Below are 22987 nucleotides of genomic sequence, written 5' to 3' on the forward strand. Positions count from 1 at the left end.
TAACAAATGTGAATCTTCCTCGTACGATCGCACTCCCCGCCCCCTCCACCCCACCCCATACGCTTGTCCCGTGGCCAACCTGATCAACCTCGACGCCGTCGCCAAGTCCTACGGCACCACCACCCTCTTCTCCGACCTCTCCACCGGCGTCGCCGAGGGCGACCGCATCGGTGTGGTCGGCCTGAACGGGACGGGCAAGACGACTCTCCTGCGGTTGATCACCAAGACCGAGGACCCCGACGCCGGACGCGTCACGCACCGGCGTGACCTGCGGGTCGGTGTTCTGCCTCAGTCGATCGAGTACCCGGCGGGCACGACCGTGGCCGATGTCGTGCTCGGTGACGTGTGGCTGCCGACGGAGCACACCGAGGAGCACGAGTGGGCGGGTGACGCCACGGTCCGCACGATCCTGGACGGCCTGGGCATGCACAACCTGGGCCTGGACGCGCCCACCGACTCCATGTCGGGTGGTGAGCGGCGGCGGGTGGCGCTGGCCGCGCTCCTGGTGCGGCCGGTGGACGTGCTGATCCTCGACGAGCCGACCAACCATCTCGACATCCACGGGATCACGTGGCTGGCGGACTGGCTGAAGCAGCGGGTGCGCACGCTCATCGCGGTCACCCACGACCGGTGGTTCCTGGACGCGGTCTGCGAGACCACGTGGGAGGTCACCGACAGCACCATCAACTCCTACGAGGGCGGCTACTCCGCGTGGATCCTGGCGCGGGCCGAGCGGGATCGGCAGGCGGCGGCGAGTGAGGAGCGGCGGCAGAACCTGGTCCGCAAGGAGCTGGCGTGGCTGCGGCGGGGCGCTCCGGCGCGGACGAGCAAGCCGAAGTTCCGCATCGCGGCCGCCGACGCGCTGATCGCCGACGTCCCGGAGCCGCGCGACAAGGTGAACCTGTCGCGCATGTCGGTTTCGCGGCTGGGCCGGCAGGGCTTCGAGCTGAAGGACGTGTCGCTGGCGGTGCCGGGCAAGACGATCCTGTCGCATGTGGACTGGCATGTCGGCCCGGGCGACCGGATCGGCCTGGTCGGCGCCAACGGGGCGGGCAAGTCGACGCTGCTGGGCCTGATGACGGGGACGCGCACGCCCGACGAGGGCGCGGTCACCGTCGGGCAGACGGTCAAGACGGCGATGCTGTCGCAGGAGCTCAAGGAGCTCCCGAAGGACATGAAGCTGCTGGAGGCCATCCAGGAGAACGGGAACCGCTTCACCTTCGGCGACCGGGACATGTCGGCCGGCCAGCTCGCCGAGGCCTTCGGCTTCACCGACAAGATCATGTGGACGCCGATCCGCGACCTGTCGGGTGGGCAGCGGCGGCGGCTGCAGCTCCTGCTGCTGCTGACCGGCCAGCCGAACACGCTGCTGCTGGACGAGCCGACCAACGACCTCGACATCGACACCCTCCAGGCTCTTGAGGACCTCCTGGACTCTTGGCCCGGCATCCTCGTCGTCGCCAGCCACGACCGCTACCTGCTGGAACGCGTCACCGACAAGACGATCGCGCTGCTCGGCGACGGCTCGATCAAGGAGCTGCCCGGCGGCATCGACCAGTACCTGGAGCTGTCGGAGAAGGGCGAGGCGCCCGGGGCCGCCACGAGTGGCCCGGCGAAGGCCGCCAGCGCGTCCACGGTGAGCCGGGAGGCGCAGAAGGAGCTGAAGCGGCTGGAGCGGCAGCTGGACAAGCTCGGCGACAAGGAGGCGAAGCTGCACGTGAAGCTCGCCGAGAACGCCACCGACCACGCCCGGGCGGCCGAGCTGCACGCGGAGCTGACGGCGCTGCTGGCCGAGAAGGAGGACGTGGAGACGCGCTGGCTGGAGTTGGCCGACGGGGAGTAGCCATCCGCAGGTCGGCGAGACGGCCGGTGGGCGATAGGCGACAATGCCGGGTGTGGATCACCTACCTATCAACCACAGGTTGCGGCCGTTCTGGCGTGTGCTGGCGTTCTTCGCCGGCGCCTACGTCCTGCTGTTCGGCATCCTGGGTTTCGTCAAGTCGAAGAGCGACCTGGGCCTGGCCTGGACGGCGCAGGACGGCCTTCCGTGGGTCCTGGGCCTGAAGGCCAACCCGGCGTTCTCGCTGCTGTCCATCGTGGTCGGCGCGCTGATCGTGATCGGCGCCCTGATCGGCCGGAACATCGACCGCTGGATCAACCTGGTCTGCGGCGCGGTGTTCCTGCTGGCGAGCATGCTGATGCTGCTGTTCCTGCGCACCGACGCCAACATCCTCGGTTTCGGGGTGAGCACCTGCGTGGTGTCGGCGATCCTGGGCCTGGTCGTGTTCACCGCAGGCCTGTACGGACGCGTGGGAAGCACCCGGCTGGCCGCGGCCGAGGAGCTGCACCGCCACCATGTCCCGGCGGCCGCGAAGGCGGAGGAGCCGGTGGTGCTGGAAGAGGACGTCGAGGAAGCGAAGAAGGACTAGTTCTTCTTGACGCTGAGCGAGGGTTTCTGCTCAAGCTGGGACAGGCCGTGCCACGCGAGGTTCACGAGGTGGGCGGCCACCACTTCCTTCTTGGGTTTGCGCGCGTCGAGCCACCAGCGGCCGGTCAGCGCGACCATGCCGACCAGGGACTGCGCGTAGAGCTCGGCGAGTTTGGTGTCATAGCCGCGGGCCTTGAACTCGCGGTTGAGGATGTGCTCGGCCTGGTGGGCGACCTCGTTGAGGACGCTGGAGAAGTTGCCCTCGGCGCCGACGGGTGAGTCGCGGACCAGGACGCGGAACCCGTCGGTGTCCTCTTCGATGTAGTCGAGCAGGGCCAGCGCGGCCTGTTCGACGAGGACCCGCGGGTGGCCACCGGTGAGGGCCCGGGTGATGCGGTCGAGCAGGGCGGTGACCTCGCGGTCGACGACGACGGCGTAGAGGCCCTCCTTGCCGCCGAAGTGCTCGTAGACCACGGGTTTGGAGACCTTGGCGCGGGCGGCGATCTCTTCCACGCTGGTGCCGTCGTAACCGCGTTCGGCGAATGCCTTGCGGGCGACGGCGATGAGCTGCTCGCGGCGCTTGGGCGCCGACATGCGAACCCGGCCCGATGTCGATCGGGCCGGGCCGGTGTCTCTGGCTTCGGTCACACTCTGGCTTTCTTGGCTTCGGCCTTCTTCTGCCGCTGCTGCTCCTGGAGCTTTTCGAGGCGTTCCTGCTTGGGCCAGCGAACGTTGGTGACCCAGCCCATCTTCTCGAAGAACCAGATGATGCGGGCCGACGGGTCGATCTGGCCGCGGAGCGCGCCGTGGCGGGCCGAGGTCGGGTCGGCGTGGTGCAGGTTGTGCCAGTTCTCGCCCATGGAGATGATGGCCAGGGGCCAGAAGTTGGTGGCCTGGTCGCCGTCGCGGGTGCTGAAGGGCCGCTCGCCCCAGACGTGGCAGACGGAGTTGATGGACCAGGTCACGTGGTGCAGCAGGCCGATGCGGATGAGCGTGGCCCAGAAGAAGGCGGTCACGGCACCCTGCCAGGACAAGGTCAGCAGACCACCGGCGACGGCCGGAGCGGCGGCGGTGATGACGGTGAGCCACGGGAAGAGGGCGTCGACGCGGCGGATGTCCTTGTCGGCGAGCAGGTCCGGGGTGAAGCGTTCCTGGTTGGAGAGCTCGCGGGAGAACATCCAGCCGATGTGGGCGTGCCACATGCCCTTGGCGAGGGCGCCGAAGGTGGTGCCGTAGCGCCAGGGCGAGTGGGGGTCGCCTTCGACGTCGCTGAACATGTGGTGGCGGCGGTGGTCGGCGACCCACTGGATCACGGAGCCTTCGACGGCCATGGATCCGGAGACGGCGAGGGTGACGCGGAGCCAGCGCTTGGCCTTGAATCCGCCGTGGGTGAAGTAGCGGTGGAATCCGATGGTGACGCCGAAGCCGCTGATGCAGTACATGACGAAGGCGATGGCGATGTCGATCCACGACAGGCCCCAGCCCCACGCGAAGGGCACGGCGGCCACGAGCGCGATGAACGGGAGGACCACGAAGGCCCACAGGCCGATGAGGATGCCCTTGCCCTGTTTTCCTGAGGTGAGCGGTTTGGGAGCCTGGGCGTTCACCGGCTTGGCGACGCTTCCGGTGGCGGCGTCGAGGGCTGGTGTGGTCATGGATCCTCGCAGGTGTAAGCGGATGCGTTTACCTACGAAACCGTAGCCTACGGAAGCGTAGGTTTATAGGGGGGCTACGCCCCCTCTTTGCTGCTAGATCCCTGTGAGTTCGCCGGGAAAGTGGCGCCGGTCACGGTTCTGTGGGATTATGCGCGGCCTGTCAGAGGGCGAGTGCGTGGGTGACCGCTTCGCGTAGTTCGTCGCGTCCGGTGCCGATGTCGACGGTGATGGTGGCGAGTCCGAGTCGGCGGGTTTCTTCGGTGATGCGTTCGGTGAAGAGGCGGTCGCGTTCGAGGAGGTTGGCGAGGGCGCGCTGGGGGTTGTTGGTGCGTTCGGGGATGGACCAGAGGGTGCCGCGTTCGGTGAGGGCGGCGTGGCGGAAGGCGGGGGTGGGGAGGAGCCAGACGGCGTGTCCGCCGTCGCGGAGGTGGGGTGCGACGAGGTGTGGGAGGAGGCGGAAGCCTTCGGCGAGGACGGGTGTGTCGATGGCGCGGAGGTCGTCTTCGATGTGCTGGAAGCCTTCGCCTTGGTACCAGTGGAAGGTGTCGAGCATGGTGTGGGGGTCGCGGTCGGCCCAGCGTTCGTCCATGGTCATGGCGGTGAAGGCGGCGGTGTGGGGGCCGATGGGGTGGCGGGTGGCGTGGTCGCGCATGACGGCGTCGGTGTCGTAGCGGGTGAGGCCGTGGGCCTGGGTGAGGGCGCGGGTGATGGTGGTCTTGCCGGCGCCGCTGCCGCCGCCGATCCAGCGGACGTGCTTCACGTGAGGTCGGCTCCGGCGGGTCCGCTGCCGGTGTGGACGGCGCGGGCGGTGCCGCTGGCGCGGAGGCGTTCGGCGAGGGTGGTGGCGTGTTCTTCGGTGCGGGCGAGGAAGACGCAGGTGGGGCCGGAGCCGGAGACGAGGGCGGCGAGGGCTCCGTGGGCGAGTCCGGCTTCGAGGGTGTCGGTGAGCTGGGGGCGCAAGGAGAGTGCGGCGTGTTGCATGTCGTTGTGGAGGTGGCGGGCGATGGCGTCGGTGTCGTTGACGCGGAGCGCGGCCAGGAGGGGGGCGGGGTCGTCGTGGTAGTGGCCGTGTCCGGCGGCGCGGAGGCGGTCGACTTCGCGGTAGACGACTGGGGTGGAGAGTTCGGTGTCGGCGATGGCGATGACCCAGTGGCGGCGTCCGGTGGTGAGGACGGGGGTGAGTTGTTCGCCGCGTCCGGTGCCGAGGGCGGTGCCGCCGTGGAGGCAGAAGGGGACGTCGCTGCCGAGGGCGGCGGCGAGTTTGTCGAGTTCGCCGGTGGTCAGGCCGGTGTTCCAGAGGCGGTTGCAGGCGATGAGGGCGGCGGCGGCGTCGGTGCTGCCGCCGGCGAGGCCGCCGGCGACGGGGATGCGTTTGGTGAGGGTGAGGCGGGCGCCGGCGCGGGTGCCGGTGTAGGCGGCGAGTTCGGTGGCGGCCAGGACGGCGAGGTTGCGGCGGTCGGTGGGGAGGTCGTGGGCGCCTTCGCCGTGGATGACCAGTGAGATGTCGTCGGCGGGTTCGGCGGTGAGGTCGTCGTGGAGGGCGACGCTTTCGAAGACGGTGGTGAGGTCGTGGTAGCCGTCTTCGCGGAGGGGACCGACGCCGAGGTGGAGGTTGATCTTGGCGGGGGCGGTGACGTGGACGGCGGTCACGCGGTCTCCTTGGCGGCGGCGATCTTGGCGAATTCCTCGACGTTGAGGGCTTCTCCGCGGGCCATGGGGGAGATTCCGGCCTTGATGAGGATCTCTTCGGCCTTGGCGGGTGATCCGGCCCAGGTGGCGAGGGCGCCGCGGAGGGTTTTGCGGCGCTGGGCGAAGGCGGCGTCGATGACTTTGAAGGTGGCGTCGCGGTCGCCGGCGGGGGGTTCGCGGCGGGTGAAGGCGACGAGGCCGGAGTCGACGTTGGGGATGGGCCAGAAGACGCCGCGGGGTACGGCTCCGGCGCGGCGGGAGGAGGCGTACCAGGCGAGTTTGACGCTGGGGACGCCGTAGGTTTTGGAGCCGGGTGGGGCGACGAGGCGGTCGGCGACTTCGGACTGCACCATGACCAGGCCTTTGCGGAGGCTGGGTAGTTCGGCGAGGAGGTGCAGGACGACGGGGACGGCGACGTTGTAGGGGAGGTTGGCCACGAGCGCGGTGGGGGCGGGTTCGCCGATTTCTTCGCGGGTGACGCGCATGGCGTCGGCGTGGTGGACCTGGAGTTTGGCGGCGTCGGGTCCGGCGTGGACGCGGACGGTCTCGGGGAGGGCTCCGGCCAGGCGCGGGTCGATTTCCACGGCGTGGAGGTGCGCGGCGGGTGGCAGGAGTGCCAGGGTGAGCGAGCCGAGGCCGGGTCCGACTTCGATGACGACGTCCTCGGGGGTCAGCGATGCCGCGCCCGCGATGCGGCGGACGGTGTTGGCGTCGATGACGAAGTTCTGCCCGAGGGTCTTGGTGGGTTTGACGCCGAGTGCTCCGGCGATGGCTCGGATGGCGGCCGCGCCGAGAAGTTCGCTCACCGGCTCGATCTTACGGATCGCCTGGCAGCACCGCTCAGGTGAGGTGTTCGGCGAGGACGGCGCGCTGGGTGACGCGGGCGGCGGTGTGCTTTTCGCGTCCGGCGTCGGTGAGGTTGACGAAGATGGCGCGCCGGTCTTCGTGGCACATGCCGCGCATGACGAGTCCGTCGCGTTCGAGGCGGGCCACGGCGCGGGAGAGCGCGGACTGGGAGAGGTACATGTCGGCGGCCAGTTCGCTCATGCGGCGGTTGTTGCCGTGGGCGCCGACGAGGCGGTCTAGGGCCTCGAACTCGCTCATGCCGATGCCGTGGTCGTCCTGGAGGGCGCGTTCGAGCTGGCAGGAGATGTCGGAGTAGCAGCGCAGCATGTCGCGCCACCGTTCCACGATCGGATCGGAGTCGAGCGCGACCTGGGGTTTCGCACCCCCGACCGCGTCGTCGCGTGTCTGGGACATGGCGGCATCCTATCATGCCCATGCATCTGATGCAAACGCATTACTCGCTTGTGCATCTGATGCGTGTGCATGTACGGTCCTCGACGTGACCGCAACGATCGCCCCCAAAACCGGTACCCCCCTCCCCGCCGAAGGCGCCGATACCCCGCCAGGCATCCCCGATCGCTGGCCGGCGCGGCTGTGGCTGATGCTGATCACCTTGTGCGTCGTGCTGTTCCTGGACGGCCTCGACGGCTCCATGGTCGGTGTCGCCCTCCCGTCGATCGGCGCCGAACTCGGCATGACCACCTCGTCGCTTCAGTGGATCGTGTCCGGCTTCGTCCTCGGCTACGGCGGCCTGCTCCTCCTCGGCGGCCGCACCGCCGACCTCATCGGGCGCCGCAAGGTCTTCATCATCGCCCTCGCCGTCTTCGCCGTCGCCTCACTGCTGGGCGGCCTCGTCGACTCCGGCCCCCTCCTGATCGCCACCCGCTTCATCAAGGGCGTGTCGGCCGCGTTCACCGCCCCCACCGGCCTGTCGATCATCACCACCACGTTCCCCGAAGGCAAAGCCCGCAACCGCGCCCTGTCCCTCTATACGGTCTTCGGCGCCAGCGGCTACTCCTTCGGCCTCATCGTCGGCGGCCTCCTCACCGACGTCGGCTGGCGCTGGACCTTCCTCCTGCCCGTCCCCGTCGCCCTCCTCACCCTCGTCGGCGCCGTCCTGCTGATCCCCAAGGACAAGCCCGCCGCCGAAGGCGGCCACGACATCCTCGGCGCCCTCTTCTCCACCCTCGGCATGCTGCTACTGGTCTACACAGTGGTGACGGCCCCCGAAGTCGGCTGGGGCTCGCCCCGCACCATCGGCTCCTTCGCCGGAGTCGCGGCCCTCTTCACCGCCTTCGTGATCACCGAGCTGAAGGTCAAACACCCCCTCATCAGGCTCTCCATCCTGAAAAAGGGCAGCCTCCTGCGCGCCAACTTCGCCTTCATCGCGCTCATGGGCTCCTACATGACCTTCCAGTTCATGGTCTCCCTCTACCTCCAGGACTCACTCCACTGGTCCAGCCTCGAACTGGCCCTCTCCCTCTTCCCCGCCGGACTCCTCGTCGCCGTGAGCGCCCCCTTCGCCGGAAACCTCATCGACCGCTTCGGCACCCCCAAACTCGTCATCGGCGGCCTCCTCGCCCTGACCATCGGCTACGTCCTGTTCCTGCGACTGGACACCAACCCCTCCTACTTCGCCTTCATCCTCCCCTCGGTCCTCCTCCTCGGCGTCGGCTTCGCCCTCGGCTTCCCCGCCATCAACGTCCAGGCCACCAACGGAATCCACGATGACGAACAAGGCCTAGCCGCCGGCCTCGTCCAAACCGCAGGCCAAGTCGGCATCGCACTGATCCTCGCGATCAACACCGCGATCATCGCCACCGACATCGAGCACCCCACCCCAGAACAGACCCTGGACGCCTTCAAGCCGGGCCTCTACTTCGTCACGGCGGTGGCCCTCGTCGGCCTCCTGATCACCCTCACCGGACTGGTGAAGCGCAAGCACGGCAGGCACGAGGCACGGAGCTAGACGAAGGACGGTTCGCACAGAAGAGGCCCGCGCGAAAGGCGCGGGCCTCTTTGCGTGCCGGACAGGGAGAGGTGGAGAGAGAAGGGGAAGGGGAGAAGAAGGGGCGAGCGCAAGATGGGCGGGAGCGCAAGATGGGCGGGAGCGCAAGACGGTGCGAGGTGAGTGGGGTGGGTGGCGGCCGTGGCAGCGGAAGGTGCCCCACGGAAGCCGGCGCGATAGCGCAGATGCCGGCTTCGGGTGGTGGGGTCCTTCGTCGGTCGGCCGTAAAGGAATTGGTAACGAGGGTTCTGGGGGTGTCAAGCCGCGTTCTTTGGCTTGACACCCCCAGGTTCGTCGTTATGGTGCCGGGGCCGACCGACGAAGGGCACCACCGCACGCAAAGACCAACCCCAAACAAGCCCGACCCGGGTTGAAGCCCGTGGACAACGGCCCGCAACCCAAGGCGAAGCCCCCTTCCGAGAGAGGCCCAGGTCCAGGACAGCGTCCTGGTCGGGGACGAGGGCTGAAAGCCCAGGCCAGACGGCGACCGTGTCATAGCGCCGATGCAGGGACTAGAGGACGGAAGATCCGTGGGGGCGGGACGAGAAACCAGACGGCCCGAGCCCGGGGTGGGGGCTGGGGTGACGGGGGATGCCGGGCGAAGGGTGGTAGCGAAACTGGCTGGGACTGGGACTGGGACTGGGACTGGGACTGGGACTGGGACTGGGACTGGGACTGGGACTGGGACTGGGACTGGGACTGGGACTGGGACTGGCGCTGAGGCTGGGACTAAGGCAGGGCCTAAAGCAGGACCCACCCCTCAAGACCGATAAGCCACCTCCACCTCCCGCCCCTCCTCCACCTCATCCCCCGGCGCCCAAACCTCATAAACCCCCCGCTCCACACACTCCGCCCCCGTCACCACCAGCACCTGCTCCCCCGGCACGACCAACCTCAACCGCACCCACTCCTCCCGCTCCCCCGCCACCGAAACCGGCACCCCCCGCCAAGCCGCATACCGCACCAGCCTCTTCACCGAAGTCACCGGAAACCGAGCCGCCTGAGACCGCGCCGCGATCCGGAACCCGTGCGGCGGATCCGCCACCGCCGGGTGCCGCCGCCCCCGGTACTCCCCCGACAACCCGACGTGCCCCGATGCCGGCACCGGAAACCACTCCTGGTGCGGGTCGACTCCCGGAAGCTCCGCCTGCAACCGCCGCCACTGCGTCCCCGCCATCCGGGTCCACGCACCCTGCTCGGTGACGTACTGGAACATCGTCACCTCGGTCCCGTCGGCCGTGTAGGCGAGGATCTCCGCCCGCGTGGGCAGGGGCAGGTCGGCGAAGTCGGCGGTGACGAATTCCGGCAGCAGGTACTGGTTCGAGGGCAGGAATCCCGTGCCGAGCACCGGTCCGCCCCGCCGTGCGCTGCCGGGGATGCGGGCCATCCCGGCCCAGGGCTCACCGGCGGGGACGACGTAGTCCACGGGGTCGCTGGCGCGCCAGCGCAGCGCGAAGGCCGCGTAGTCGTCGGCGGGCATCGGGTCGCCGGCCAGGACGCGGCGCTGCATGGGGGTGCGCAGGTGGGCGACGTCGTGTTCGCGGAAGCAGAAGCCCGACACGACCGCGGGGCCGCCGAGGAGGCGCACGACCTGGCGCACCGAGAGGGGTTTGACCATCTTGGTGCCGCAGCGGACGCTCGCCGAGGCGCGCACCGAGCGCAGGAGCGCGCGGGTGGCCTCGTCGCCGTAGGGCGACTGGGACTGTTCGTGGATGCGGCGCCAGGTGACCCCGGCGGCCAGCGGCGCCGACAGCAGCGACTCGGCGCAGGCGTTGATCGCCGACTCGCCGCCGACCTCGCTGACGTGCACGAACCGGCGGTAGGGCCAGCGGGCCTCGGGACGCGGGTTGGGGAGGAAACCGGGGTCGGGGTCGGCGGCGAAGATCTCGTAAGCGGCACCGCCCGCGATCATCTCGGCCGCGTAGCGCACACCACGGTACTCGACTGTGGGGGCCTGTGTACTCACAGAGACTGACGCTATGTGACCGGAATGAATATCCGGTTAACCGGCAGGGAGGGACCGTGCCATCCTTGAGGCGATGTCTAGAAAGAACCGTAAGAGCGCAGGCCGTACGGGTGAACGGCCCGAGACGCCCGAGCCACTGAATGTCCCCGTCCTCGACAGCCACACCCACCTGGACATAGTGCTTTCCGGAGAATGGGGTGCCGACGGCGCCGAACCGCCAGAGGTCACCGGCCCTTCGGTCAAAGCCGAACTGGACCTGGCCACCGCCGCCGGAATCACCCGGATCGTCCAGGTCGGGGTGGACGTGCGGTCGTCCCGCTGGGGCGCCGACCTGGCCGCCGCGCACGACCGTGTCGTGGCCGCCGTGGCCCTGCACCCCAACGAGGCGCCGGTGCTGGACGACCTGGAGGCCGCCCTCGACGAGATCGAGAAGATGGGCGCCGAGCCGCGCGTGCGCGCCTTCGGTGAGACGGGCCTGGACTCCTACCGCACCGGGCCCGAGGGCCTGGCCGCGCAGGAGTACTCCTTCCGCCGCCACATCGACTTCGCCAAGACCTACGCCAAGGCCCTGGTCATCCACGACCGCGAGATGCACGCCGACGTCCTGCGCGTCCTGGACGACGAGGGCGCGCCCGACACCGTCGTCCTGCACTGCTTCTCCGGCGACGAGGCCTTCGCGCGGGAGTGCGTCGAGCGCGGCTTCTTCCTGTCCTTCGCCGGGAACATCACCTTCAAGAACGCCCAGCACCTGCGCGACGCGGCCCTCGTGACGCCGGTGGAGCAGATGCTGGTGGAGACCGACGCGCCGTTCCTGACGCCGATGCCCTACCGGGGGCGCCCCAACTCCTCCTACCTGGTGCCGCTCACCGTCCGCTTCCTCGCCGAACTCAAGGGCGTGGGCGTCGACGAACTGTGCGCGGGCATCGACGCCACCGGCACCCGGGTCTTCGGGGACTGGTGACGCCCATCGTGGTGATGGGGGCCTCGGGCGCGGGCAAGACCACCGTCGCCCGGGCCCTCGCCGCCCGCCTCGGCGTCCCCTTCGCCGACGCCGACGACCTGCATCCGCCCGCCAGCGTCGCCGCGATGCGCGCCGGGCGTCCCCTCACCGACACCGACCGGTGGCCGTGGCTGCGCGACGTCGCCGCGGTCCTGGCCGCACGCGACGTCGTCGTGGCCTGCTCGTCCCTCAAACGCGCCCACCGCGACGTCCTGCGCGAGGCCGGGGACGTCGCCTTCGCCCACCTCGACGTCGCCGCCGACGAACTGCGGCGGCGCGTGGCCGCCCGCACCGGGCACTTCATGCCCGCCGCGCTCGTCGACGGCCAGCTCGCCGCGCTGGAACCCCTCGGCCCCGGCGAACACGGCATCACCATCGCCGCAGCCACCGTCGACGCGGCCGTCGACGCGATCGCCGCCTGGGCGCGTCAGTGACACCCTGAGCCGTATCAGCGCCGTGTCAGCAGCACCGGCGACCTTGTTCCTCGTCAGCAACACGAGAGACGGGACAGGGAAATGTCGCAGCTCCAGGAGTTCATCACCCGCACCGCCACCGAGTACGGGGTTCCCGGCGCCTCCGTCGGGGTCTTCTTCGAAGGCCGGGAGGTCTTCGCCTCCCACGGCGTCACCAGCCTCGCCCACCCCAGGCCGGTCACCGAGCACACCCTCTTCACCATCGGATCGGTGACCAAGACCTTCACCGCCACGGTCCTGGCGCAACTGGCCGCCGAGGGGAAGGTCGACCTGGACGCCCCGGTGCGCGCCCACATCCCCGAACTGGTCCTGCCCGACGAGGAGCACGCCGCCGCCATCACCGTCGGGCAGCTGCTGGACCACACCGCCGGTTTCGGCTGGGGCGACGTCATCGAGACCGACGAGGGCGACGGCGCGCTGGCCATGGTCGTGGAGCGCATGGCCACCATCGAGCTGATCGGCAAACCCGGCGAGCGCGCGTCCTACAGCCAGGCCGCCTACAACCTGGCGGGCCGGGTGATCGAGAAGATCACCGGCGAGCCCTACGAGAAGGTCGTGGCGCGGATGCTGCTGGCGCCGCTGGGGCTGGCCGAAACGACGTACTTCGCCACCGAGGCGATGCTGCGGGAGTTCGCCGTCGGGCACGACGCGGAGGAGGACGGTTCGCGGCGGGCGGTGCGGATGTGGAAGCCGTGGCGCGGCGGCAACCCGGGTGGCGGGCTGGCGATCTCGATGGCGGATCTGCTGCGGTGGGCGCGGTTCCAGCTCGGCGACGTCGAGGGCCCGGTGTCGCGTGAGGTGCTGGAGGCGATGAAGGTCGCGCGGGTGGAGATGAAGTCGAGCTCCCTCGCCGACGCGATCGGGCTGTCGTGGTTCCTGCGCGATGTGGGCGGCTCCGATGGTGGGAGTGTTCGCACCGTCGGGCACGGCGGTTCGGGCACGGGCCAGTTCGGTGAGCTGCTGCTGGTGCCGGAGCGGGGTTTCGCGGTGGTGGTGGCGTCCAATGACGCGGCGGCGGGCTACCAGCTGAACCAGGCGGTGGCGAAGTGGACGCTGGAGCACTACCTGGGTGTGGTGGACGCCGATCCGGAGCCGGTGGCGCACGACGCGGCGCGCACGGCGGTCTTCGCGGGCCGCTACGACATCGACGCGATGACGGTGACGGTGACCTCGCAGGAGTCGGGGATGACGATCGCGGCGGCGATCAAGGCGGAGGTGCGGGCCACCTCGACCGACGAGATGCCCCCGGACATCGACGCGGCCCCGATGGGGATGCTGGATGCCGAGAGCGACGAGTTCATCGTGGTCGACGGCGGGCTGAAGGGTCAGCGCGGCGTGTTCCACCGGGACGCCTCGGGCGCGATCACGGGCCTGGACCTGGCGGGGAGGCTCTTCGCACGAGTGTGAAGGGAAGGTAGCGGCACACGGGTGTGAAACAGAGATAGAGGCGCGGGTGGACGAACCGACCCGCACACGCGAAAGGCCGACCGGTTGCCCGGTCGGCCTTCGCGCATGTCTCACCGTGTGCGGTGGGGTGTCACGGCTTTACGGCCGTAAAACCTCTACTCCCCCGCCTCCAGCCGCGCCAGTTCCTCCTCCACCACGCTCGGGTCGAGCTTGGTGAAGATCGGGACGGGCTTGGCCAGCGGCGTCCCGACGTGGATCGGCCGCGATTCCCAGGCGGGCACGCCGGTGTAGTCGCCGGTGATGATCGGGTAGCCGCGGGTGCCGATGGGGCCGGTGCCGTCGAGGTCGTCGACCTCTTCGATGCGCGGGAGGGGCGCGAAGACGCCCTCGCCGCCGAGCATCTCGTGGATCTTCTGCGAGGAGTGCGGCAGGAACGGCGCCAGGAGGGTCTTGCAGTCGTCGACGGCCTGGAGGGTGACGTGGAGGATGGTGCCCTGGCGGGCCTTGTTCTCCTCGCCCTTGAGCTTCCACGGCTCCGATTCCGAGACGTACTTGTTGGCGGCGGCCACCGCGCGCATGGCCTCGCCGATGGCGGCCTTCTGGCGGTTGCGGGCGATGAGGTCGCCGACGGTGGTGAAGGCCGCGCGGGTGGTCTCCAGGAGGGCGGTGTCCTCGGGCTGGAGGTCGGCGGCGGCGGGGATCTCGCCGAAGTTCTTGGCGGCCATGGCCACCGCGCGGTTGACGAGGTTGCCCCAGCCGGCCACGAGCTCGTCGTTGTTGCGGCGGACGAACTCGGCCCAGGTGAAGTCGGTGTCCTGGGTCTCGGGCCCGGCCACGGCGATGAAGTAGCGCAGGGCGTCGGCGTCGTAGCGGGCCAGGAAGTCGCGGACGTAGATGACCACGCGGCGCGAGGAGGAGAACTTGCGGCCCTCCATGGTCAGGAACTCGCTGGAGACGACCTCGGTGGGCAGTTCCATCGTGCCCAGGGCACCGGGCTTGCCGCCCTTGGCGCCGCCGCCGTTGTTGCCCAGCAGCATCGCCGGCCAGATCTCGGAGTGGAAGACGATGTTGTCCTTGCCCATGAAGTAGTAGGACAGGGCCTGCGGGTCCTGCCACCACTGGCGCCAGGCTTCGGGGTCGCCGCTGCGGCGGGCCCATTCGATGCTGGCCGACAGGTAGCCGATGACGGCGTCGAACCACACGTAGAGGCGCTTGTCGCCGCGGTCGCGCCAGCCGTCGAGGGGCACCGGGACGCCCCAGTCGAGGTCGCGGGAGATCGCGCGGGGCTTGAGGTCGTCCAGGAGGTTGCGGGTGAAGCGCACGACGTTGGGGCGCCAGCCGTCGCGGGTGTCCAGCCAGGTGCCGAGGGTCTCGGCGAAGGCGGGCAGGTCGAGGAAGAAGTGCTCCTCCTCCACGAACTTCGGGGTCTCGCCGTTGATGCGCGAGCGCGGGCCGATCAGGTCGGTGGGGTCGAGCTGGTTGCCGCAGTTGTCGCACTGGTCGCCGCGGGCGCCGTCGTAGCCGCAGATGGGGCAGGTGCCCTCGATGTAGCGGTCGGGGAGGGTGCGGCCGGTGGACGGGGAGATCGCGCCGAGGGTGGTCTTGGCGAGGATGTACCCGTTGTCGTGGAGGGCGGTGAAGATCTCCTGGACGACGGCGTAGTGGTTGCCGGTGGTGGTGCGGGTGAACAGGTCGTAGGACAGGCCGAGGGCGACCAGGTCCTCCACGATGATCCGGTTGTACTTGTCGGCGGCCTCGATGGGCGTGAGGCCCTCGTTGTCGGCCTGCACCAGGATCGGCGTCCCGTGCTCGTCGGTGCCCGAGACCATCAGGACGTCGTGGCCGGCCATGCGCATGTACCGGCTGAAGACGTCGGCGGGCACCCCGAACCCGGAGACGTGGCCGATGTGGCGCGGACCATTGGCGTACGGCCAGGCGACCGCGGTCAGGACATGACTCATGAGCACGTAGCCTACCGGCGTCTCTACCTCGGCCAACGGCACGCCGAGGGCCCGCGAAATCCCCCCGTACCGGCCTCGCCTGGGGTGGAATGGGTGGCATGTCCGAGAACGCGGGGGAACGTCCGGCTACCGTCGAGGGTGAGGAGCCGAAGGTGCTGGCCGCGGGCCTGGAGGCGGTCAATCTGCCGCACCAGGACGGCGAGCGCCATGTCACCGCCGACGCCGACAAGCCGACCGTCGTGATGTCGGCGGTGGCGCGGGTGAACGAGATCCTGGACGGTGGTGGCGCTCAGGCGCCGATGCCGGTGAAGGCGGCGGCGAGGAAGGTGAAGCCGCCGCGGAATCCGGTGGTGGGGCTGGCGATGCTGGTGGTGTTGTCGCTGCTGGTGGCGTTCTTCGCGTGGGTGAGCGCCGAGCCGTTCTGGCTGTCGCTGGGGCACGGGACCGACGGGGCGGTGACGGTGACCCATTGCAAGGGCGATGGGGCGACGTACCGGTGCGGTGGGAGTTTCGTGTCGGAGGACGGCGGGCTGACGCTGGAGTACGCCACGATCACCGGTGAGGAGTCGACCGAGGTGGTCGGGGACGTGCTGCCGGCGGTGGCGGTGTCGGCCGACGCGCGGACGGTGTACACCGGGGACACCTCGGGGTTGTTCCTGCGGTGGGTGATCGGGTTCGCGTTGATGCTGGTGTGCGCGGCGCTGATTCCGCTGGCGACGGGCGCGTGGCGGCTGGAGGGGCGGGGCCGGTTCTGGGCGGTGCTGGCCGGGTACGGGATTCCGCTGGTGCTGGCGGCGGGTGTCATCGGGGCGGCGTGGTTAGCGTCCGATGACGAGGTTGACGGCGGCGGTGCCGGCGGCGGCGGCGACGTAGGCCCACACGGCGAGTCTGGTGATCGTCAGGCGGCGCCGTTCGCCGACTTTGGCGGCGGCCAGGAGCCACGCCAGGGCGGGGAGGACGCCGACGGCGTGCATGGTGACGGCGTGGGTGGGTTTGAGCCATCCGGCGGTGTCGTAGGCGGCCTGTTCGTTTCCGGCGTTGCTGAGGATGACGCCGGTGGCGATCATGGCCGCGCCGGAGGCCATGGCGCCCATGAGGATGGTGAGCCCGGCGCGGGTGGCCAGGCGCATGGCGGCGTCGGTGGCGGGCCTGCGGTAGGCGGCGATGGTGAGGGCGAGGACGGCGGCGACGATGACGACGCCCCCGAAGGCGAGGACGGCGGTGACGGCGGAGGAGAAGCCGTCGTCGTAGTTGAAGTGGGACGGGACGCCCCGCCACGCCTGGAGGGTGATGCCGCCGGTCTCGGCGACGCTGGTGGCGATGAACACGCCGGTGAGGATCGTGCGGAGCCTGGTCCCGGTGGTGAGCTGCGCCGATACCCAGGTGAGGGTGGCGAGGGTGAGGCCGAAGGACAGTCCGAAGGTGGTGGGTTTGCGCCAGGAGACGGGTCCGGCCCAGGCGGTGTCGCCGGTGAGGAAGACCGCGAAGTGGAACAGGCCGGACGCGAAGAGGACGGCTGCGACGAGGTAGGCGGCGCGTTCGATCGCGCGCGCGTCGCGCCAGATGCCGGTGACGGGTTCGGGGATGGGGAACAGCGGGATGGGCTTCTGGGTGGGGCTCGACATGCAGAAACGGTATGGCCGCGGGGGCGGGTGGGTCGTCCGGCGAGGGGCGGCACTTGCGGTGCGGGCGGTACGCCGGTGGCGGTAGGGGCGGGTGCGCCGGTGGGCGTAGGGATTCTCGGGGAACGCACAGCCGGTCTTCCGCAACCGGGCACCCATCTGGGCACGTGTCCTTGGTGAGGCCGGTTTTCGTGGCGCCGCCGCTTTTGGCGCCGCTTTCTGTGACGACGCTCTTTGTGACGATGCGCACCGGTGTGCACGCGTTATGTGTCGACAGGCGTCTATCCCACGTACCGTCCAGGAGTCGATCTACGCGGAGGTGCGCCCCTTGGGCCTTTATGTGAGCAGCCGGGAGAGAACATCCCCTGGTAAAGCCGTACTCACCCTCCTCGCCACCGGGCTCATCGGGGGCCTGGTGGTGGCCCTCGCCATGCTCCCGCTGGTGGGCGGCACCGGGCTGGCCTCCAAGGCCGGCGCCGACGCGTTCACCACCACCCCGGCCGATCTGAAGCTGCCGCCGCCGCCGCGTCCCTCGACGCTGTACGCGTCCGATGGGCAGACGGTGATCGCCAAGTACTTCGACCAGTACCGGGTCGACACCGCCGCGGGGAAGATCCCGAAGGTCATGAAGGACGCCATCGTCGCCGCCGAGGACCAGCGGTTCTACGAGCACAATGGCGTCGACCCCAAGGGCGTGCTGCGGTCGCTGGTGGCCAACCTCGCCAACGGCGGGGTCACGCAGGGCGCCTCGACGCTGACCATGCAGTACGTGCGCAACGCGCTCCTGTACGGCGCCGACTCCCCCGAGCAGGCCTCGTCGGCCACCGACCAGACCCCGGCGCGCAAGCTCCGTGAGGCGCGGCTGGCGCTGGGCATCGAGAAGGAACTGGACAAGGACCAGATCCTCACCAACTACCTGAACATCACCTACTTCGGGCACGGTGCCTACGGCATCGGCGCGGCCGCGTGGGTGTACTTCGGGAAGACCGCGCCGGAGCTGGACCTGGACGAGGCGGCGATGCTGGCCGCGCTGGTGCAGGCGCCCTCGGCCTACGACCCGATCGCCGGTGACAAGGCCGCGGCGACCACGCGCCGCAACTACGTCCTGGACCAGATGGTCAAGACCGGCGCGATCGACGCCGCCACGGCCACCGAGGCCAAGGCCGCCGGCATCGAGACCGACCCGCAGGACATCCCCACCGGCGCCGGTGGCGTGGAGAACCCCAAGTGGGGTTTCTTCTCCGATTACTTCACCAGCTGGTGGAAGCAGCAGCCGGACTTCGGGGCCACCCCCGACGAGCGGCTGAACCTGCTGCGCCGCGGTGGTTTCAAGATCGTGTCCTCGCTGGACGCCGACCTGCAGAAGACCGCCGACCAGGCCATCGCCCAGCAGATCGGCACCGACTCGCCCTACGCGCTGGGTACCGTCCTGGTCGAACCCAAGACCGGGTACGTGCGGACCATGGCCGTCAACCGGCTCTTCTCCACCGACATCTCCAAGAACGGCCCCAACACCGGTGGCAGCGGCAAGGGCACCTACCCCGCCACGACCAACCCGCTGCTGTCGGGCGGCGGCTCGGTCAGCGGCTACCAGGCCGGGTCGACGTTCAAGATGTTCACCATGCTGGCCGCCCTCGACGCGGGCATGCCGCTGGACACGATGATCTACTCGCCGAACAAGTACAAGTCGAAGTACTACGGCGGCGCCGGGACCAGCAAGTGCGGCGAGTTCTACTGCCCCAGCAACGACAGCCCGTCGATGACCGGCAACCAGACCATGTGGTCGGGTTTCGGGAAGTCGGTCAACACGTACTTCATCCAGCTGGAGGAGCGCGTCGGCGCCGACAAGGCCGTGGCGATGGCCGAGAAGATGGGCCTGACCTGGAAGACCAAGCCGGACAAGGACCAGGCCGCCAACGCCGTCGCGTGGGGTTCGTTCACCCTCGGAGTGGCCGACGTGACGCCCCTGGAGATGGCCGCCGCCTACGCAACGATCGCCGGTGACGGCGTCTACGCCACGCCCACCCCGGTGGTGTCGATCAAGGACGAGACCGGGCAGGACGTCGAGTTCAACAAGCCCGCCACGCGGCAGGTGTTCTCCGCCGAGGTCGCCCGCGCCGCCACCGACGCCGCGCGCTGCACCACCGGCTACGGCGCGGCCACCGGCTCCTGCGGTGGCTGGTCGACGGCGCCCGGGGTGTCCGGCAGCGTCGGCGGTCCCGTCGCCGGCAAGACCGGTACCACCGAGAACAACCAGGCCGGCTGGTTCGCCGGGTTCACCCCGAACCTGGCCGCCGCGTCCTTCATCAGCGACCCCGACAACCCCAACCACGCCGTGGGCAGCCTCTCGCACATGCCCACCGACGTGTCGGCGAAGGTGCTGGGCACCGGCTGGCGGGAGAACCCGAAGGGCTCCTTCACGCCGCCCACGAAGCTGGTGGGCGCCAAGACGAACTCGCCGTGGAACGGCGGGCCGGAGAAGCCCGACACCGGCGGGTCCACCCCGCCGTCCAATCCCCCGGTGAACCCGAGCGGGACGCCCACGCAGGGCAGTTCGACGGGACCGGGACGCCGGGACTGAGCACACGCCGAAGGCGCCACCCCCGGGTGGCGCCTTCGGCTAGGCGGCGACCTCGCGGACGGCCGCGGCGATCGCCGGGGCGTCCTTGCGCAGGATCGTCCCGTGGGTGCCGGCGACCTTCGCGCTGATCGCCAGGTGCCGAAAACCCGGGCCGAGCTCGGCGATCACGTTCTTCCAGTAGCCCCGGGTGGCGAACTGGCCGTTGAGGTGGACCACCGGGACGCCCGGCCCGCCGGTGTCGGTGGCGGCCGGCGCGGTGTCGCCGACCGGGATCAGCCCCGTCCAGGGTGTGGCCGCTAAAGCCGTCATTCGCAGAACACCCGCACCGAGCTGGTCTCGTCGACGACGTCGACCACGAGCTCGTCGAGGTGGTCGATGAGCTCCTCGATCTGGGCGGGCTTGAGCTCGCTCAGGTCGATCGGGACGCCCGACTTACCGAGCTCGGCGTTGATCTTGGCGATGGCCTGCGGCGGGATGAAGCTGGTCAGCCGGACCCCGGCGCGCAGCAGCTGCAACGGCACCCGGATGTTCACGTGGCCCGTCCCGGCGCCCGCGGAGTCGTCGGAGGCCAGCACGCGCAGGTACTTGCGGCGGGGTCCCGCCTGGGGCGCGGCCTCGCGCGGGGACGCCTGCCGCTCCCCCTCCACGGCGGCGATGAGCTGCTCGGCCTCGTCGGCGGTGATCTTGTTCTCGGCCAGCATCTCCAGGATCTGGCGGCGCTGCTCGGTCACGTGCTCGTTCCTCTCACTCATCGAACGCTCAAAAGGAGGGCGTGCTCGCCGTCGGCGATCTCGATCCGGGTGCCGGGCAGCGCGCACAGGAACCGCCCGACGCCGCGCAGCGTCCCCAGCGGGCTGATCCCCGCGACACGGCACGCGACCAGTCCGCCGATGACGGCGAACAGCAGCAGCGGCGACAGGACCAGCACCACCGGCAGGACCGGGATCCACACCCTCGTGCGGCGGTATCCCACGGTCACCAGCTGCGGCATCATCGCGACCTCCGCAGCTCGTCCAGGGCCCCCTGGACGTCGATCTCGCCCCGGCGCAGGCTCTCGATCACGTCGGCGCCGGTGGGCGCCGGGTCGGTGTCGACGAAGTCGAGCCGCTCGGCGATGCGGTTCAGCCGCGCCTTGACCGTCGGGTAGCTGACCCCGAACAGCCGCTCCATCTCCTTGATGGAGCCGTGCGCGAGGACGAACGCGGCGACGAAGACCTGGTCCTCGGCGCTGAGCCGGGCCAGCTGCGGCGGCTCGAAGGAGCCCTCGATGGCGACGTCGGCGTCGGTGAGGCGGACGCGCTCGACGACGAACGGCCGTCCGCGGGTGAGGTCGGTCAGTTCCTGCCAGTCCATGCGCGGCTCCCTCGCTCGATGCTCATTCCTCAGTTATAGATTGAGTTTCTTGAGGCGACAAGAGTCCGTAATTGATTTTCTTAAGGTGGCACTTGAAGAAGTTGATACCGACGGACGGAACGAAGACCTCGGGACGCCCCGGGTGAACGGGACACAAACCTCCCCATGCCTTCCCGTCACCGCACCCCAACGCCGGTTACCCGCGCGTAGGTTTCCCCTTGCGCCACCCTTGATCACCTCCGCGACCCGTGACGTCCCGGCTCCGGCGTGGCACAAAAGGACACCGGCCGCATCCGTTCGGCCGAGTGATCCCACGTAGAACGCAATCCCCCTCAGGCGACACACGAAAGGTCGCGGCACATGACTCGCAGACCCCTCACCAAGGCGGCGGTGGCCGTCTCCCTCTCCGGCCTGTTAATGGCCGCCCTGCCCGCCGTGCAGGCCACGGCGGAGGAGCCGACGGCTCCGGCCCAGTCCGCGCAGTCCGTCCAGGACGCGGCCGGGCACCTCACCGCCCTGATCGCCCCGGCGGGCGGCGTCCTGCGTCACGGCGGCCCCGGCACCGCCGTCGACCAGGCGCGCGACCACCTCGCGGCCTACGCCTCCCGGTTCGGCGTGGACGCGGCGACCTACTCCGTCACCGGCGGCACCACCATCCCCGGTGGCGCGGTCGTGCGGTTCCAGCAGACCGTCGACTACATCCCGGTGCTCGGCGCCCAGATGGTCGCGGTCCTGGACGGCTCGGGCTCGCTCACGTCCCTGCACGGCACGGTGAGCGAGAACCACGGCCAGGACGCGGTCGTGCGCAGCAGCGACAACCCCCTCAAGGGCAAGGCGCTCAAGGAGTTCGCGAAGGAGGCCGACGTCCCCGTCAAGGAACTGGCCGCCCAGAAGCCGAGCCTGGCGTGGTTCGACTCCGCGATCTGGTCGGGCGCGCCGTCCACCGGCGACCTGCGGCTGGTGTGGTCGGTCAAGGTCGAGCCGAACGGGCTGATCGGCTTCGGCGGCGAGATGCTCTACGACGCCACCACCGGCGAGGAGGTCCTGCGGATCTCCGACAAGCACGACATCAACCGCGTGGTCTGCGACGTCAAGGGCGGCTCGGTCAGCACCACGACGGTGTGCTCCTCGAAGAACGCCACCCGCAAGGAGGGCCAGGCCGCCACCGGGCAGGCCGACGTCGACAAGGCCTACGACCTGTTCGGCGCGACCTCGAAGTTCTACCAGGACAACTTCGGCTACGACCTGACCGCCGGCATCGGCTCCACCGCCAGCGGCGACCGGACCAAGCGGCTGCGCGCGATCGTGCGCGCCTGCGTCCCCGGTTACGGCTGCCCGATGGAGAACGCGTTCTGGAACGGCAAGGGCATGACCTTCGGCGCCGGCTTCGCCTCCGCCGATGACGTGATCGCCCACGAGCTGACCCACGGCGTCACCGAGTTCATCTCCGGGCTGGAGTACTCCAGCCAGAGCGGCGCGATCAACGAGTCCCTGTCCGACATCTTCGGCGAGTACTCCGACCTCACCAACGGCACCGGCAACGACGCCGCCTCGGTGCGCTGGGACCTCGGGGAGGACCTGCCGTCCTCGATCGGGGTCATCCGCAGCCTGTCCGACCCGACCCGGTACCAGAACCCCGACCGGATCGGCAGCTCCTACTGGTACACCGGCTCGAACAACTCCGCCTACGTGCACATCAACTCCGGGGTGGGCAACAAGGCGGCGTTCCTCATCGCCGACGGCGGCACCTTCAACGGCCAGACCGTCACCGGTCTCGGGCTGGCGAAGGCCGCGCAGATCTGGTGGCGCGTCCAGCACACGCTCACCTCGTCGGCGACGTACTCCGAGCTGAACACCGTCCTCCCGGCGGCGTGCCGGGCCCTGGCGTCCTCGGGCACGGCGGGCATCACGTCCGCCGACTGCGCGAGCGTCGACAAGGCCGTGGCCGCCACCGAGATGGGCACGACCCCACGGGGGTGATCCTCTCCCCGCGTCTCC

The 22987-nt window shown here is 69.8% G+C and carries 22 protein-coding genes; 8 read left to right on the plus strand and 14 right to left on the minus strand.

Annotation, left to right across the window (positions count from 1 at the left end):
• The first annotated feature begins 70 nt into the window (after positions 1–70).
• The gene (locus QSK10_RS06920; RefSeq protein ID WP_285661765.1) at positions 71–1843 is read left to right on the plus strand and encodes an ABC-F family ATP-binding cassette domain-containing protein; all 1773 of its coding nucleotides are present in this window, start codon (positions 71–73) and stop codon (positions 1841–1843) included.
• Between the two features lie 52 nt (positions 1844–1895).
• Positions 1896–2429 (plus strand): DUF4383 domain-containing protein, encoded by a 534-nt coding sequence (locus QSK10_RS06925; RefSeq protein WP_285661766.1) that lies wholly within the window; start codon positions 1896–1898, stop codon positions 2427–2429.
• Here QSK10_RS06925 and QSK10_RS06930 read toward each other — a convergent pair.
• The 6 genes from QSK10_RS06930 to QSK10_RS06955 form a co-directional block, all read right to left on the minus strand.
• On the minus strand, positions 2426–3022 hold the full coding sequence (locus QSK10_RS06930) for a TetR/AcrR family transcriptional regulator (protein ID WP_285661767.1): 597 nt from the start codon (positions 3020–3022) through the stop codon (positions 2426–2428). The genes QSK10_RS06925 and QSK10_RS06930 overlap by 4 nt on opposite strands.
• Before the next feature lie 50 nt (positions 3023–3072).
• On the minus strand, positions 3073–4083 hold the full coding sequence (locus QSK10_RS06935) for an acyl-CoA desaturase (RefSeq protein ID WP_285661768.1): 1011 nt from the start codon (positions 4081–4083) through the stop codon (positions 3073–3075).
• 160 nt (positions 4084–4243) lie between these two features.
• Complete coding sequence (locus QSK10_RS06940) at positions 4244–4843, minus strand: P-loop nucleotide/nucleoside kinase family protein (RefSeq protein WP_285661769.1); 600 nt, start codon at positions 4841–4843, stop codon at positions 4244–4246.
• Positions 4840–5766 carry a 4-(cytidine 5'-diphospho)-2-C-methyl-D-erythritol kinase gene (locus tag QSK10_RS06945; protein WP_432705317.1) on the minus strand — a complete coding sequence of 309 codons (927 nt, stop codon included), beginning with the start codon at positions 5764–5766 and terminating at the stop codon, positions 4840–4842. The genes QSK10_RS06940 and QSK10_RS06945 overlap by 4 nt, the downstream gene beginning before the upstream one ends.
• Positions 5730–6578 (minus strand): 16S rRNA (adenine(1518)-N(6)/adenine(1519)-N(6))-dimethyltransferase RsmA, encoded by an 849-nt coding sequence (gene rsmA, locus QSK10_RS06950; RefSeq protein WP_285661770.1) that lies wholly within the window; start codon positions 6576–6578, stop codon positions 5730–5732. The genes QSK10_RS06945 and rsmA overlap by 37 nt, the downstream gene beginning before the upstream one ends.
• Before the next feature lie 34 nt (positions 6579–6612).
• Positions 6613–7032, minus strand: a complete 420-nt coding sequence (locus tag QSK10_RS06955) for a MarR family winged helix-turn-helix transcriptional regulator (protein ID WP_285661771.1) — start codon at positions 7030–7032, stop codon at positions 6613–6615.
• An 85-nt stretch (positions 7033–7117) separates the two neighbouring features.
• On the opposite strand from QSK10_RS06955, the gene QSK10_RS06960 reads away from it, so the two are divergent.
• The gene (locus tag QSK10_RS06960; protein WP_285661772.1) at positions 7118–8587 is read left to right on the plus strand and encodes an MFS transporter; all 1470 of its coding nucleotides are present in this window, start codon (positions 7118–7120) and stop codon (positions 8585–8587) included.
• Positions 8588–9386: 799 nt separating this feature from the next.
• On the opposite strand, the gene QSK10_RS06965 is transcribed toward QSK10_RS06960, so the two are convergent.
• Positions 9387–10592: a hypothetical protein gene (locus QSK10_RS06965; RefSeq protein ID WP_285661773.1), complete on the minus strand. Its 1206-nt coding sequence runs from the start codon at positions 10590–10592 to the stop codon at positions 9387–9389.
• 73 nt (positions 10593–10665) lie between these two features.
• On the opposite strand from QSK10_RS06965, the gene QSK10_RS06970 reads away from it, so the two are divergent.
• The 3 genes from QSK10_RS06970 (at position 10666) to QSK10_RS06980 (ending at position 13472) form a co-directional block, all read left to right on the plus strand.
• A complete protein-coding gene (locus QSK10_RS06970) occupies positions 10666–11553 on the plus strand; it encodes a TatD family hydrolase (protein WP_285661774.1) in 888 nt (295 codons plus the stop codon).
• Complete coding sequence (locus tag QSK10_RS06975; protein WP_285661775.1) at positions 11550–12026, plus strand: gluconokinase; 477 nt, start codon at positions 11550–11552, stop codon at positions 12024–12026. Before QSK10_RS06970 ends, QSK10_RS06975 begins: the two co-directional genes overlap by 4 nt.
• Before the next feature lie 81 nt (positions 12027–12107).
• A complete protein-coding gene (locus tag QSK10_RS06980; protein ID WP_285661776.1) occupies positions 12108–13472 on the plus strand; it encodes a serine hydrolase domain-containing protein in 1365 nt (454 codons plus the stop codon).
• A 155-nt stretch (positions 13473–13627) separates the two neighbouring features.
• Here the strand turns inward: QSK10_RS06980 and metG are convergent, their stop codons facing one another.
• From metG to QSK10_RS06995, 3 genes are all read right to left on the minus strand, one after another.
• Positions 13628–15433 carry a methionine--tRNA ligase gene (gene metG / locus QSK10_RS06985; RefSeq protein ID WP_285661777.1) on the minus strand — a complete coding sequence of 602 codons (1806 nt, stop codon included), beginning with the start codon at positions 15431–15433 and terminating at the stop codon, positions 13628–13630.
• Positions 15434–15722: 289 nt separating this feature from the next.
• A complete protein-coding gene (locus QSK10_RS06990) occupies positions 15723–16238 on the minus strand; it encodes a hypothetical protein (RefSeq protein WP_285661778.1) in 516 nt (171 codons plus the stop codon).
• A 13-nt stretch (positions 16239–16251) separates the two neighbouring features.
• Complete coding sequence (locus QSK10_RS06995; RefSeq protein WP_285661779.1) at positions 16252–17058, minus strand: hypothetical protein; 807 nt, start codon at positions 17056–17058, stop codon at positions 16252–16254.
• A gap of 325 nt (positions 17059–17383) precedes the next feature.
• Between QSK10_RS06995 and QSK10_RS07000 the strand changes: the two genes are divergently transcribed.
• Positions 17384–19636 (plus strand): transglycosylase domain-containing protein, encoded by a 2253-nt coding sequence (locus QSK10_RS07000; RefSeq protein ID WP_285661780.1) that lies wholly within the window; start codon positions 17384–17386, stop codon positions 19634–19636.
• A 39-nt stretch (positions 19637–19675) separates the two neighbouring features.
• On the opposite strand, the gene QSK10_RS07005 is transcribed toward QSK10_RS07000, so the two are convergent.
• From QSK10_RS07005 to QSK10_RS07020, 4 genes are read right to left on the minus strand one after another with little or no spacing between them, the layout of a single operon-like run.
• Positions 19676–19945 (minus strand): hypothetical protein, encoded by a 270-nt coding sequence (locus tag QSK10_RS07005; RefSeq protein WP_285661781.1) that lies wholly within the window; start codon positions 19943–19945, stop codon positions 19676–19678.
• Positions 19942–20388, minus strand: a complete 447-nt coding sequence (locus QSK10_RS07010; protein WP_285661782.1) for an SHOCT-like domain-containing protein — start codon at positions 20386–20388, stop codon at positions 19942–19944. The genes QSK10_RS07005 and QSK10_RS07010 overlap by 4 nt, the downstream gene beginning before the upstream one ends.
• Positions 20385–20630 carry a hypothetical protein gene (locus QSK10_RS07015; protein ID WP_285661783.1) on the minus strand — a complete coding sequence of 82 codons (246 nt, stop codon included), beginning with the start codon at positions 20628–20630 and terminating at the stop codon, positions 20385–20387. Before QSK10_RS07015 ends, QSK10_RS07010 begins: the two co-directional genes overlap by 4 nt.
• Positions 20627–20989, minus strand: coding sequence for a DUF2089 domain-containing protein (locus QSK10_RS07020; RefSeq protein ID WP_285661784.1), 363 nt, complete (start codon positions 20987–20989; stop codon positions 20627–20629). The genes QSK10_RS07015 and QSK10_RS07020 overlap by 4 nt, the downstream gene beginning before the upstream one ends.
• A gap of 360 nt (positions 20990–21349) precedes the next feature.
• On the opposite strand from QSK10_RS07020, the gene QSK10_RS07025 reads away from it, so the two are divergent.
• A complete protein-coding gene (locus QSK10_RS07025) occupies positions 21350–22969 on the plus strand; it encodes a M4 family metallopeptidase (protein WP_285661785.1) in 1620 nt (539 codons plus the stop codon).
• Positions 22970–22987 lie beyond the last annotated feature (18 nt).

It is taken from the genome of Actinorhabdospora filicis, assembly GCF_030269765.1.
Lineage (GTDB): Bacteria > Actinomycetota > Actinomycetes > Mycobacteriales > Micromonosporaceae > Actinorhabdospora > Actinorhabdospora filicis.

Excerpts from the sequence above, each read along its gene's own strand:
- QSK10_RS07010 (WP_285661782.1), bottom strand. The coding sequence starts at position 20,388 with ATGAGTGAGAGGAACGAGCACGTGACCGAGCAGCGCCGCCAGATCCTG.
- QSK10_RS06980 (WP_285661776.1), top strand. The coding sequence starts at position 12,108 with ATGTCGCAGCTCCAGGAGTTCATCACCCGCACCGCCACCGAGTACGGG.
- QSK10_RS07015 (WP_285661783.1), bottom strand. The coding sequence starts at position 20,630 with ATGATGCCGCAGCTGGTGACCGTGGGATACCGCCGCACGAGGGTGTGG.
- metG (WP_285661777.1), bottom strand. The coding sequence starts at position 15,433 with ATGAGTCATGTCCTGACCGCGGTCGCCTGGCCGTACGCCAATGGTCCG.
- QSK10_RS06970 (WP_285661774.1), top strand. The coding sequence starts at position 10,666 with ATGTCTAGAAAGAACCGTAAGAGCGCAGGCCGTACGGGTGAACGGCCC.
- QSK10_RS06995 (WP_285661779.1), bottom strand. The coding sequence starts at position 17,058 with ATGTCGAGCCCCACCCAGAAGCCCATCCCGCTGTTCCCCATCCCCGAA.
- QSK10_RS06990 (WP_285661778.1), bottom strand. The coding sequence starts at position 16,238 with ATGACACCCGCCGCCAGCACCAGCGGAATCCCGTACCCGGCCAGCACC.
- QSK10_RS07025 (WP_285661785.1), top strand. The coding sequence starts at position 21,350 with ATGACTCGCAGACCCCTCACCAAGGCGGCGGTGGCCGTCTCCCTCTCC.
- QSK10_RS07005 (WP_285661781.1), bottom strand. The coding sequence starts at position 19,945 with ATGACGGCTTTAGCGGCCACACCCTGGACGGGGCTGATCCCGGTCGGC.
- QSK10_RS06955 (WP_285661771.1), bottom strand. The coding sequence starts at position 7,032 with ATGTCCCAGACACGCGACGACGCGGTCGGGGGTGCGAAACCCCAGGTC.
- QSK10_RS06935 (WP_285661768.1), bottom strand. The coding sequence starts at position 4,083 with ATGACCACACCAGCCCTCGACGCCGCCACCGGAAGCGTCGCCAAGCCG.
- QSK10_RS06930 (WP_285661767.1), bottom strand. The coding sequence starts at position 3,022 with ATGTCGGCGCCCAAGCGCCGCGAGCAGCTCATCGCCGTCGCCCGCAAG.
- QSK10_RS07020 (WP_285661784.1), bottom strand. The coding sequence starts at position 20,989 with ATGGACTGGCAGGAACTGACCGACCTCACCCGCGGACGGCCGTTCGTC.